Origin of the sequence: Cellulomonas sp. Leaf334 (assembly GCF_001424195.1) — a bacterium.
In the GTDB taxonomy this organism is placed as follows: domain Bacteria; phylum Actinomycetota; class Actinomycetes; order Actinomycetales; family Cellulomonadaceae; genus Cellulomonas.
The window spans coordinates 714,560-727,094 of the sequence record NZ_LMOO01000001.1 but is presented as its reverse complement, the minus strand read 5'-3'; the positions used below and the strand labels follow the sequence as shown (position 1 = coordinate 727,094).

The 12,535-nt window shown below is 72.8% G+C and carries 8 protein-coding genes; 3 read left to right on the top strand and 5 right to left on the bottom strand.

Annotated elements, in window-relative coordinates:
- Positions 1-3 precede the first annotated feature (3 nt).
- From ASF78_RS03330 to ASF78_RS03320, 3 genes are read right to left on the bottom strand one after another with little or no spacing between them, the layout of a single operon-like run.
- Positions 4-975, bottom strand: a complete 972-nt coding sequence (locus ASF78_RS03330) for an endonuclease/exonuclease/phosphatase family protein (RefSeq protein WP_056584859.1) — start codon at positions 973-975, stop codon at positions 4-6.
- On the bottom strand, positions 972-1,784 hold the full coding sequence (gene panB, locus ASF78_RS03325; protein ID WP_056584857.1) for a 3-methyl-2-oxobutanoate hydroxymethyltransferase: 813 nt from the start codon (positions 1,782-1,784) through the stop codon (positions 972-974). The genes ASF78_RS03330 and panB overlap by 4 nt, the downstream gene beginning before the upstream one ends.
- Before the next feature lie 23 nt (positions 1,785-1,807).
- Positions 1,808-3,496, bottom strand: a complete 1,689-nt coding sequence (locus ASF78_RS03320) for an NAD+ synthase (protein WP_056584855.1) — start codon at positions 3,494-3,496, stop codon at positions 1,808-1,810.
- Positions 3,497-3,577: 81 nt separating this feature from the next.
- Here ASF78_RS03320 and glnA point away from each other — a divergent pair, with 81 nt between their 5' ends.
- Both glnA and ASF78_RS03310 read left to right on the top strand, forming a co-directional pair.
- On the top strand, positions 3,578-4,915 hold the full coding sequence (gene glnA / locus ASF78_RS03315; protein WP_055913683.1) for a type I glutamate--ammonia ligase: 1,338 nt from the start codon (positions 3,578-3,580) through the stop codon (positions 4,913-4,915).
- Between the two features lie 2 nt (positions 4,916-4,917).
- Positions 4,918-7,953, top strand: coding sequence for a bifunctional [glutamine synthetase] adenylyltransferase/[glutamine synthetase]-adenylyl-L-tyrosine phosphorylase (locus tag ASF78_RS03310; protein ID WP_056584853.1), 3,036 nt, complete (start codon positions 4,918-4,920; stop codon positions 7,951-7,953).
- Here the strand turns inward: ASF78_RS03310 and ASF78_RS03305 are convergent.
- On the bottom strand, positions 7,944-9,128 hold the full coding sequence (locus ASF78_RS03305) for an AI-2E family transporter (protein WP_056584851.1): 1,185 nt from the start codon (positions 9,126-9,128) through the stop codon (positions 7,944-7,946). The two genes, ASF78_RS03310 and ASF78_RS03305, sit on opposite strands and share 10 nt — an antisense overlap.
- A 162-nt stretch (positions 9,129-9,290) precedes the next feature.
- Between ASF78_RS03305 and ASF78_RS03300 the strand changes: the two genes are divergently transcribed.
- Positions 9,291-10,922, top strand: coding sequence for a hypothetical protein (locus ASF78_RS03300; RefSeq protein WP_235518371.1), 1,632 nt, complete (start codon positions 9,291-9,293; stop codon positions 10,920-10,922).
- Positions 10,923-10,929: 7 nt separating this feature from the next.
- Here the strand turns inward: ASF78_RS03300 and ASF78_RS03295 are convergent, their stop codons facing one another.
- Entirely contained in the window at positions 10,930-12,474 is a 1,545-nt protein-coding gene (locus ASF78_RS03295) for a DUF4153 domain-containing protein (protein ID WP_235518370.1), read from the bottom strand.
- Between the last annotated feature and the right edge of the window lie 61 nt (positions 12,475-12,535).

Genomic DNA, 12,535 nt, shown 5'->3' with positions numbered 1-12,535 from the left:
AGGTCAGCGGCGCACGAGCGTCGCGACGATCGGCCGGTGGTCGCTGCTGCCGGTCGGCGGGAGGACCTGGAAGCCGGTCACCTGCCAGACGCGCGCGTCCACCAGGACGTGGTCGATGGGCGCCGCGAACAGCGTGGGGACGGTGGCCGGCCACGTGCCCGACGAGGCGGTGCCGGCGGCGCGCGCGGCATCGACGCACGGCCCGAGGTCCCGGAGGCCCGGGTGGTCGAGCGTCGCGTTCAGGTCACCCGCGACGATCGCCCCGGGTGTCGACGCGCAGGCGTCGGCGATCAGTCCGGTCTCCGAGCGCCAGGACGACATCACGCCTCGGCTGATGGGGGCCATCGGGTGCGCGGCCACGAGCACCGGTGAGCCCGTCGGCTCCTCAGGTTCCGCGCGCAGGGACCCGAGGCGCGTCGGCAACGGCTCGGCGACCGGGTAGGTGCCGACGTCGAGAGAGACCAGCAGCGCCGTGCCGGCGATGAACGAGCTGTGCCCGTCGGTGGTCAGCACCTGCATCGGCCGGCCCGCGGCAGCGAGCCGTTCGGCGGTCGACCTGGCGACGGTCCCGGACGTCTCGGGCAGCGCGACGACGTCGGCGCGCTGTGCGAGGACGAGGTCGGCCACGACCTCGGCGCCGACCGTGTCGAGGGTGTTGAAGGACAGGACCACGACCTCGTCGCGCGACCCGGTCGTCGCTGTCTCCTGCGGGTACGACCGGGCGACGAGCACGGCGGCCTGTGCGGCAGCACCGAGCGCGAACGCCAGGGCAACCGGGAGCAGCCGACGACGTGACCACGGGATCGCCACCAGCACGGTGACCGCGGCCGCGGCGCCCACCCCGAGCACGGCACGGAACGAGACCACCTGCGCGACGGGGAAGACGCCCGACGCGACGGGAACGGCCAGAGCGAGGAGAGCCGCACCGACGACGGCCGCCAGGACCCAGACGAGGACGCGGGTCCGCGTCCTCACTTGTCGAACTGGTGGTCCGCGTCCGGGAACGTGCCGCCGCGCACCTCGTCGGCGTAGGCGGACGCTGCTGCCTTGAGGGCCGCACCCACCTCGCCGAACCGCTTGGCGAACCGCGGCGACCAGTCCGTCATCCCGGCCATGTCGACCCAGACCAGCACCTGGCCGTCGCACTGCGTCCCGGCGCCGATGCCGATCGTGGGGATGTGCAGGATCTCCGTGACCCGCGCGGCCACCGGGGCCGGCACCATCTCGAGGACCACGGCGACCGCACCGGCTTCCTGGATGGCCACGGCGTCCTCGCAGAGCAGCTCGGCCTCGATGTCGCCCCGGCCCTGCACGCGCGGGCCGCCGAGCAGGTTCTCCGACTGCGGCGTGTACCCGAGGTGCCCGACGACGGGGATCCCCGCATCGGTGATCGCCCTGATCTGCGCGGCGACGCGCTTGCCGCCCTCGAACTTCACCGCGGCGACGCCGGTCTCCTTCATCATGCGCACCGAGGTCGCGAGAGCCTGCTCGGGACCGGCCTCGTACGAGCCGAACGGCAGGTCGGCGACGACGAAGGCGCGCCTGGCGGCACCGGCGACGGCCCGCGCCGGGGGGATCAGGTCGTCGACCGTCACCGGCAGGGTCGTGGTGTGACCGTGCATGGTGTTCCCGATCGAGTCGCCGACGAGCAGCATGTCGATCCCGGCGTCGTCGAAGATCCGCGCGGTCACGGCGTCGTAGGCCGTGAGCATGGTCAGGCGTTCGCCGCGCTCCTTCGCCTCGCGCAGGTGGTGGACGCGGACGCGCTTCGGGGTGGGGGCCATTCGTGGGGCTCCTGTCGGGGTGGTCACGGCTCGCGCCAGCGGGTGGTGATGGGCAGCCGACGGTCGCGGCCGAACGCCAGTGCGGTCACCTTGGTGCCCGGCGGGTACTGGCGTCGCTTCCACTCGGCGCGGTCGACGAGCGTCACGACCTTGTCGACGACGGCGGGGTCGAACCCGCGGGCGAGCAGCTCCGCGCGGCCCTCCGCGTGCTCCACGTAGGCGTCGAGGACCTCGTCGAGCAGGTCGTACGGCGGGAGCGAGTCCTGGTCGACCTGGCCGGGGCGCAGCTCGGCGGACGGCGGCTTGGTGATGGACGACTCGGGGATCGGGGGGATCTCGTCGACACCGAACACGCCGTCGATCGCGGCGTTGTTCCGCCAGCGGGCGAGTTTCCAGACGCGCGACTTGTCGACGTCCTTGATGGGGGCGAAGCCGCCGATGCTGCCCGCGTCGTAGATCGTCGTGTACCCGACCGCGAGCTCGGACTTGTTGCCCGGTGCGATCACCAGGTGGCCCTCGCGGTTCGAGATCGCCATGAGGATGACGCCGCGGACCCGGGCCTGCAGGTTCTCCGCGGCCACACCCTCGAGCGGGATCTCCGCCTCGAACGCGTCGACCATCGCCTTGATCGGCTGGACGCGGTAGTCGGCCCCGAGGCGCTTGGCCAGGTCCTGGGCGTCGTCCTTGCTGTGGTCGGAGGAGTGCACCGACGGCATCGACACGCCGACGACGTTCTCACCGCCGAGGGCGTCCGCGGCGATCGTCGCCACCAGCGCGGAGTCGATGCCACCGGACATGCCGAGGACGACCGAGCGGAACCCGTTCTTGGTCACGTACCCGTGCAGCCCCATGACCAGGGCGCGGTAGACCTCCTCGTCGGGCTCCAGCGGCGGGGCGATCGGGCCGGTGGCAGGGGCGTCGTCGTCGCCCAGCAGGTCCCACACCAGCAGGTGCTCCACGAACTGCGGCGCGCTCGTCAGCACGGTGCCGTCGGTGGCGATGACGAACGACCCGCCGTCGAACACGAGGTCGTCCTGCGCTCCCACGAGGTTCACGTACGCGACGGGTGCCTCGACCTCGTGCGCGCGGCGGGCGGCCAGCTCGACGCGCCGGTGCCCCTTGCCCTCCTCGTAGGGAGACGCGTTGAGCACCACCAGCAGCGAGACCTCGTTCTCGTCCATCTGCGAGACGGGTCCGCCGTCCTGCCAGATGTCCTCGCAGACCACGACACCGACCCGCCGTCCCAGGACGTCGATCACGCAGACGTCGTCGCCGGCCGCGAAGATCCGGTACTCGTCGAAGACGCCGTAGTTGGGCAGGTGGTGCTTGTCGTAGCGAACCTGCACCTGCCCGTGCTGGAGCAGGACCGCCTGGTTGGTCGGGCGCTTCGGGCCCTCGGGCGCACCGGGCTCGTGCACCGGGGTCACCGACTTCTCACCGACCGTGCCGACGAGGACGGCGAGGTCCCCGAGCCCTTCGTCGGCCAGCGCGACCGCCGTGCGCTGCAGCGCGGCCTCGGCACCTCGGCGGAACGACGCGCGCAGCGCGAGGTCCTCGATGGGGTACCCGGTCAGGGTCATCTCAGGGAAGACCACCAGGTCGGCGCCCGCCTGGGCGGCCGTCCGGGCCCAGTCGAGGACGGCGCGGGCGTTCGCGTCGACGTCACCCACACGCGTGTCGATCTGCGCGAGGGCGATGCGGGGGGAAGGCATGTGGACGAGCCTAACCATCTCGTGCGACCCACCTTCCCCAGTGGCCGTGTGCCGGACCGTTCATCAGGCAGGATGTACCGCATGGACAGGCAGCAGGAGTTCGTGCTCCGCACGGTCGAGGAGCGGGACATCCGCTTCATCCGTCTCTGGTTCACCGACGTGCTCGGGATCCTGAAGTCGGTGGCGGTGGCACCCGCCGAGCTCGAGGCTGCGTTCTCGGAGGGGATCGGGTTCGACGGCAGCGCCATCGAGGGCCTGACGCGGGTGTACGAGGCGGACATGATCGCCAAGCCCGACCCGTCGACGTTCCAGATCCTGCCCTGGCGCGGGGAGCGGCACGGGACCGCCCGGATGTTCTGCGACCTGCTGACGCCCGACGGCGAGCCGTCGCTCGCGGACTCCCGCACGGTGCTCAAGCGCGCGCTGTCGAAGGCCGCCGACCAGGGGTTCACCTTCTACACGCACCCCGAGGTCGAGTTCTACCTGTTCGACGCCCCGGCCGACCCGACGCTGCCGCTGGTGCCCGTCGACCAGGGCGGCTACTTCGACCACGTGCCGCGCGGCACCGCGCACGACTTCCGCCGCGCCGCGATCACCATGCTCGAGTCGATGGGCATCTCGGTGGAGTTCTCCCACCACGAGGCCGGACCGGGCCAGAACGAGATCGACCTGCGCTACGCCGACGCCCTGACCACCGCGGACAACATCATGACGTTCCGCACCGTCGTCAAGGAGGTCGCGCTCGAGCAGGGCGTCTTCGCGAGCTTCATGCCCAAGCCGCTGGCCGACCAGCCCGGCTCCGGCATGCACACGCACCTGTCGTTGTTCCAGGGCGACCGCAACGCGTTCCACGAGCCCGGCGGGCACCTGGAGCTGTCGAAGACCGCACGCTCGTTCATCGCGGGGCTGCTCAGGCACGCCGCTGAGATCACGGCGGTGACCAACCAGTTCGTCAACTCCTACAAGCGGCTGTGGGGCGGCGCCGAGGCGCCGAGCTACGTCTGCTGGGGGCACAACAACCGCTCCGCGCTGGTCCGCGTGCCCATGTACAAGCCCGGCAAGGGCAACTCGAGCCGCATCGAGTACCGCGCCGTCGACTCCGCCACCAACCCGTACCTCGCGTACGCGCTGCTGCTCACCGCCGGTCTCAAGGGTGTCGAAGAGGGCTACGAGCTGCCCGAGGGCGCCGAGGACGACGTCTGGGAGCTCACAGACTCGGAGCGCCGCGCGCTCGGCATCGAGCCGCTGCCGACGTCGCTGGACGCCGCGATCTCGATCATGGAGAAGTCCGAGCTCGTCGCGGAGACCCTGGGCGAGCACGTGTTCGACTACTTCCTGCGCAACAAGCGCCAGGAGTGGGAGGCCTACCGCTCGCAGGTGACGCCGTACGAGCTGCGGCGGTTCCTCCCGGTGCTGTGAGCGTGAGCTCTGCCGGGCGCGGTTCGTCGCTCGCCGGTCGGCTCACGCGGGTCGGGGTGTCCGACGCCGTCCGCGCCGAGCGGCTGCTCGCGGACGCCGCGCTGGTGCAGGTGATCGCCGAGCCGGCGGACGTGCTCATCGCGCCCCTCGCGGAGGTGGCGGACCCCGACCAGGCGCTCCTCGCGCTCGCGAAGCTCGCCGGATCGGTCGTCGGTGACCCCGAGCTGGTCAGCGTGCTGCGGGGCATCCTCGAGGACGACGAGGCGCCCCGCGCGCGGCTGCTCGCCGTCGTCGGTGCGTCAGTTGCGCTGGGAGACACGCTCGTCGCGCACCCGGAGACCTTGCGGGTGCTCCTCGACGACACCCTCGGGACGGGTGTGCCCGTGGCCGAGGTCCGGGCCGAGCTCCTGCGTGCGGTCGGTGCCGACGCCGAGGCGGCCGTGCCGGTGGCGACGCTCGCCGGCGCCGCGGGCACGGATGCGATGCGGCTGGCCTACCGGACGCGCCTGCTGCGCATCGCGGCGACCGACCTCACGAGCTCCGACCCGCTGAGCCGCCTCCCGGGCGTCGCGGCGGCGCTGGCCGACCTGGCGGGTGCCGCGCTGGAGTCCGCGCTGGCGCTGGCCCGCGCCGACCTCGACGACCACGGTCTCGGCGTCCGGCTCGCGGTCATCGGCATGGGCAAGGGCGGGGGCCGCGAGCTCAACTACGTCAGCGACGTCGACGTGATCTACGTGGCGGAGCCCGTCGACGGAGTCGACGAGGCCGAGGCGCTCGCTGCGGCGTCGCGGCTCGCGGCGGGCCTCGCGCGGGTGTGCTCGACGCCGTCGGGCGAGCCGGCGCTGTGGCCCGTCGACGCCGCGCTGCGTCCCGAGGGCAAGGACGGGCCGCTGGTCCGCACGATCGCGAGCCACAAGGCGTACTACGAGCGCTGGGCCAAGACCTGGGAGTTCCAGGCGCTGCTCAAGGCGCGGCCGCTGGCGGGCGACGAGGCGCTCGGCCTGGAGTACGTCGCGATGACGCAGCCGTTCGTCTGGAGCGCGGTGACGCGCGAGCACTTCGTGGAGGACTCGCAGGCGATGCGCCGGCGGGTCGAGGGGCACGTGCCCGCCGCGGAGGCGGACCGGCAGCTCAAGCTGGGCGTCGGCGGTCTGCGGGACGTCGAGTTCACCGTGCAGCTCCTCCAGCTCGTGCACGGGCGCGCGGACGAGTCGATCCGCAGCTCGAGCACGCTGACCGCGCTCGCCGCACTGGCTGCGGGCGGGTACGTCGGGCGCAACCACGCGGCGCAGCTCGCGGTCTGCTACCGCCTCCTGCGCGTGCTGGAGCACCGGATCCAGCTCCACCGGCTGCGCCGCACGCACCTCCTGCCGACGGCCGAGCAGGACCTGCGCCGGCTCGCACGCTCGATCGGCATGCGGGCCGAGGGCGCCGACGGGCTGCTCGACCGCTGGCGTGCCACGCGCCGCGAGGTCCGGGGCCTGCACGAGGAGCTGTTCTACCGCCCGCTGCTGCCCGCGACCGCCCAGCTGTCGACCGCGGAGGCGAGCCTCGCCCCGGAGGCCGCCAAGGCCCGTCTGGCAGCCATCGGGTACACCGACCCGACGGGCGCCATGCGCCACATCGCGGCGCTGACCGAGGGGGTGTCCCGGCGCGCGTCCATCCAGCGGCAGCTGCTCCCGGTGATGCTCGGCTGGTTCGCGGACGGCGCCGACCCGGACGGCGGCCTGCTGGCGTTCCGTCGGTTGTCCGACGAGCTGGGCACCACGCACTGGTACCTCAAGCTGCTCCGGGACTCGGGCACGGCCGCTCGTCGGCTCGCCCAGGTGCTGTCGACGTCCCGCTACGTCGCCGACGCCCTCACCAGGTCGCCGGAGTCCGTCACGTGGCTGGCCGACGACGCCGACCTGGTGCCGCGCACGTTCGAGCGGCTGACCGCCGAGGCGGACGCGATCCTCACGCGGTCCGACGAGCCGGTGCCGGCGGTCACCGCCCTGCGCGGGCTCCGGCGACGGGAGCTGGCGCGCACCGCCGCCGCCGACGTGCTCGGTGTCGTCACCGGCGAGCGCGCGTCGCGCAGCCTGAGCGTCGCGGCGGACGTCGTCCTGGTCGGTGCCCTGCGGGTGTCGGAGTGGGAGGCGCGTGCGGACAAGGGCCTGGAGACGAGCCCGACGCGGCTGCTCGTCGTCGCGATGGGCCGGTGGGGCGGCGGCGAGATGGGCTACTCCTCCGATGCCGACGTGCTGTTCGTGCACGACCCCGTCGAGGGTGCGGACCCGCGGGCGGCGCAGGAGTTCGCGCTCCACGTGACGACGAAGCTCCGCACGCTGCTGGGGAGCGTCGGGCCGGAGCCGACCCTCGAGGTGGACGCCGACCTCCGACCGGAGGGCCGCAACGGCCCGCTCGTGCGGTCGTTCGACTCGTACGCCGAGTACTACGACCGCTGGTCCTCGCCGTGGGAGAGCCAGGCGCTGCTGCGTGCCCGCCCCGTGGCCGGCGACGACGAGCTCGGCGAGCGGTTCCTGCGCCTGATCGACCCGTTGCGGTACCCGGTCGGGGGTGTCGAGCCCGCGGTGGAGCGCGAGGTGCGCCGCATCAAGGCCCGCGTCGAGTCCGAGCGGCTCCCGCGGGGCGTGGAGCCGGCCCGGCACCTCAAGCTGGGACGCGGGGGCATCTCGGACGTCGAGTGGACCGTCCAGCTCCTCCAGCTCCAGCACGCCCACGAGGTGCCTGCGCTGCGCACGACCGCGACGCTCGCGGCCCTCGACGCCGCCACCACGGCGGGCCTCCTCGACGCCGACGACGCGCGGGTGCTGAGCGAGGCGTGGCACCTGGCGAGCCGGCTGCGGGACGCGAACGTCCTCTGGAGCGGTCGCGGGGGAGCGCACGCGGACGTCCTGCCGCACGACCGGCAGGCTCTCGCGGGCCTGGCGCGCGTCGTCGGGTACCCCGCGGGGTCCGGCGGCGAGCTGGAGCAGGACTACCTGCGGACCGCGCGACGGGCGCGCGCCGTGGTCGAGCGCGTCTTCTACGGCTGATCGGCGGGGCGTCCGGTCGGCTGGTCCTCGTCCTCGTCCTCGGGGACGTCGACCCAGCCGCGCTGCCGTCGCATGGCCTGCGCGTCCTCCCGGAGCAGCTCGTCGTCGACCAGGTCGTGCCGGCGGATGTACGTCGAGGAGACCGCCTGGATCGTCGCGGCGACCGGCAGCGCGAGGAACGCGCCGATCGGCCCGAAGACCGCACCGAACGCGATCACCGCCAGGAAGGAGATCGCGGGGTTGATCTCGAGCGACCGCGACGAGACCTTGGGGGAGAAGAGCAGGTTCTCGACCTGCTGGTACCCGACGATGAACGCCAGCGTGAGCAGACCCTTGACCGGGTCGACGGCGAGCGCCACCGCGATCGGCAGCGCGCCGCCGATGTACGTGCCGATGGTCGGGACGAACTGCGAGACCACACCGGTGAACGCCGCGAGCGGGAGCGCGTACGGGATGCTCAGGATCGTCAGGAAGATGAACGTGAAGAACGTCGACAGGGCCGCGAGCACGATGCGCGAGTTGATGAAGTCCGCGACCTTCTCCTGCGAGACCTCCCACAGGCGCAGCACCTCGCGCTGCCGGGCGGGGGCCAGCATCCGGCAGATCGCGGCCCGCAACTTCGGGCCGGCGCTCGCCATGTAGTACACGACGAGCAGGACCGCGCTGGCGGTGAACAGCCCGCCGACGATGGACGACCCGAGGCCGATGAGGCCGGGGGCCAGCTGCTGCCAGTTCTCGCTGAGCCCGATGAGCAGGTCGTCGGCCTCCGGCATCTCGACGGGGAACCTCTGCGTGACCCAGTCGGCGAGCTGCGCGTAGTACTCCGGGAGGGACTGGACGAGCTCGATGACCTGCGTGACGAAGAGGCCGCCGAAGAGCGCGACCACGGCGAGGATCCCCACGAGCGAGGCGATCATCACCAGGCCCGTGGCGCGCGTGCGCTTCAGGCCACGGGCCACCAGCCAGCGGATCAGGGGCTCCATGGCCAGGGCGAGGAACCACGAGATCACCACGATGAAGATGACGTTGCCGAGCAGTGACAGCGCCCGCCACGCCGCGAGCCCGAGGAACACCGCGATCCCCGTCATCAGCAGCGCACGAGGGAGCCATGCCGGTGGCTTGCGGGGATCGGGACGACCCACGCCGATCGTGCGTGTCGCAGGGCTGTCGGACATGGGTTCCCCCGTGCGGGCAGGCGAGCGGGCTCGCGGGCAGCGTTCGTCTCGGGTGGCACGGTACCCGTCGTCGTGGCCCGCGACGGTGATCCCGCGCCGAGCCGGTGCGGGCCGCCTCTCGCGCTCTGAGCAGCGCAACTGCCATGCTCGGCAGGTCGCTACATGTCGGACATGTCGGGAGGGCACTCCGTGGTCGAGAACAAGCCGTCGCCCCGCAAGCCGCGTCGATCCGGAGCCGAGCCCCCGCCGGGCGCCCCGGACCCGTCGGCGGAGACGCCAGACACGTCGTCGCCGTACGTGACGCCCGACGAGGAGACCCCGGACGACACCGGGCCGGCCGACGCGGAGACACCGCAGCAGGACACGGAGGAGATCCCGACCGGCTCCCTCCACGACACCGCCGAGATCCCGACGAGCATCGACGTGGAGGTGCCCCCGTCCTCGCCGACCGAGGACCGTGCCGTCCTGCTCGCGCGCCTGCAGCTCCTGGAGACGGAGAACGCGCGCCTGCGAGCGACCGCGACCGTCCCGCCACCCGCGCCCGTCGCGACGCGTCCGCGGCGCAAGGTGGGCCGCTCGACCGCCGCCGTGGTGCTGATCCTGATCGGCGCCCTGCTCGCCCCGGTCGCGGTCGTGGGCAGCTGGGCTCGCGGGCTGGTCGTCTCGACCGACAACTACGTCGACACCGTCGCGCCGATCGCCGAGGACCCGCTGGTGCAGTCCGCGGTCGCGAACCGGATCACCGTGGCGGTCGTGGACGCGCTGAACGTCGAGCAGCTGACCACGCAGGCGACCGACGCGGTGGCGGGCCTGGACCTGCCGCCCCTGGTCGGTCAGGCGGTCACCTCGTTGCAGGCGCCGCTGCAGGAGGCGATCACCGGGTTCATCCGCAAGAACGTCACCAAGATCGTCAGCTCGGACGCTTTCGAGAACGTCTGGGAGGAAGCCAACCGGGCCGCCCACGAGCAGATCGTCGCGACGCTGCGCGGCGATCCCGACGCGCTCGCCCAGATCAGCGACACCGGCACCCTGACGCTCGACGTGACACCGATCATCGAGCAGGTCAAGACGTCGCTGGAACAGGCCGGCTTCACGCTGGTGAGCAGGATCCCGACGATCAACGTGACCTTCCCGATCGCGTCGAGCGCCGACCTCGTGCGGTTGCAGAGCGCGTACCGGCTCATCGACATCGTCGGCGGGCTGCTGCCGTACCTGTCCCTGGCGCTGCTCGCCGCGGGTGTCCTCGCCGCCCAGCACAGGTCGCGGGCGCTCGTCGTGGCGGGACTGTCGTTGGCAGGCGCGATGCTTCTGCTCGGCATCGCGCTGACGCTCGGCAGGTCCTTGTACGCGAGCTCGCTGCCACCGACCGTCCAACGCGTCGACACGGCCGTCGCGATCTACGACCAGTTCGTGTCGCTGCTGCGCATCGAGCTGCGGGTCGGCCTGGTGCTCGGTCTGCTGCTGGCGATCATCGCGTTCGTCGCGGGCGGCACGACGGCGGCCCGGCAGCTGCGGGCGTCGTCGTCCCACGCCTCCGCCTGGGTGCGGACCGCGGGGGAGCGCCGAGGCTTCAGCACCGGACCGGTCGGCGTGTGGCTCGACGAGCAGCGCACCCTCGTGCGCGTCGTGGTGATCTCCCTGGCGGCTCTCGCCCTCGTTCTGGCGGACCGGCTCACCCCCGCATACGTGGTGGGTGTGTTCGTCGTCGCGCTGGTCGTGCTCGGCCTGGCGACCCTGGCCGCCCGACCGCGGGCTGCCGCGCCCGTCGAGGAGGAGGAACCCGTCCTCGTCTGACTGCGGCTCACCGGTCGGACGTGCACCACCGGTCGCTGTCGGGCTGCTCGGTCGCGAGGACCTGTGCGGCGCGCTCCCGGCCGAGGTTCCAGTCGCCGATGCCCGTCGACGTCGGGACGCCGGCCGTCGCGAGCAGGCACCGGCGCAGCGCCGGTTCACCCTCGATCTCGTCGAAGGCCGGGACCGCGTCCGCGGACAACCCCGCGAGGTAGTCGGCGTCGAGGCTCGACTCCAGGTCGGCCGTGGTGTTGTGGCGGACGATCTGCGCGTCCGGGTTGATCAGGGCGAGGCCGAGCATCGCGACGCCCACCACCTGGAGCGCGGCCCTGGGCAGCCACCCACCGCGCCAGCGGATCCCCGCGACGAGCAGGAGCACGAAGATCGCGGCGAGGGCGATCTCCGTGACGGACACGAAGATGCGCAGCCGGGTGAGCCCGAACGCCTCGACGTACAGGTCCATGCGACGCAGGGCGGACGCGACGACGCCCAGGGTGCCCAGGCACAGGGTGCCGAGGGCCAGCCGGGACACCAGCAGGTCCCGCGGGGTCTCGCGGGGTGCGCGCCGGGCGGCGACCGCGACGACGACGAGCGTGAGGGCCGTGACCACCACCAGCTGGGCGAAACCCTCTCGTGCGTACTCGGCGTACGTCAGACCCTCGGTCTCCAGCACGTGGCGGTGCCCGCCGAGCAGGGCACCGACCTGGACCATCACGAACAGCAGGACCAGCGCGTCGAGCGCGAGCACCGGGAGGAGCCACTCTCCACGCTTGGCGGCGGGCCGCGGGGCCAGCCGGGCGTCGGACCAGCTGGGCGGCGCGAGCGCGAGGTGGGCGAGAGCCGCCGCGACGACGGCCACGAGCACGCCGACCACGACCTGGCCCGGCACGAGGTCCGCCTCGATGCGCGGCATGAGCCGGGCGAAGACACGGTCGGAGCTGGCGAACAGGAACCCGAACACCAGGAGCAGGCCGATGGTGATCGCGACGCTGCGCAGCGCGACCAGCAGCTGACCGCGCCGCGAGCCGGCGAGGGACTCGACGCCCTTCGCCACCCACGGCAGCGCCCGGACGGTGCCCGCCGCCCAGGTCAACGGCGCGAGCGCGGCCGCCGGTGCCGACCGGGCCGACGTCACGGCGACGACGCCGGTCCACGCCGCGACGAGCGCGCAGAGCACGACGACCCACCCCGCGTCCCGGAGGGCGACGACGGCGAACAGGGTGATCGACAGAGCTGCGGTGATCAGGTCGTTGACGTCGCGTCGCTTGATCAGCGCCGGGGCAGCCGCCACCCACACGACCAGGCCGATGAGCGCGGCACCGAGCCCCGGCTCGTGCCCGACGAGCAGGACACCACCGAGCACCCCGACCACGGCGCACACGACGAGCGTGCTCACGGCGACCGGCCGGCTGCGCTCCGCCCAGAACTCGGCGAGCGTCCGGGCGAGCGGGCCGGGCTCGCGCAGGACGAGCCCGCCCCGGCCCGCCACCCAGGAGGGTGACGGGCCGGGGAGAGCAGGGGGAGTCGGGGGCGTCGGTGCTCCGGTGTCGCTCATGGACGACACCGTAGGACCCGGCATCCCCGCACGTCAGGGACTTGGGCGAGGGACCCGTGCA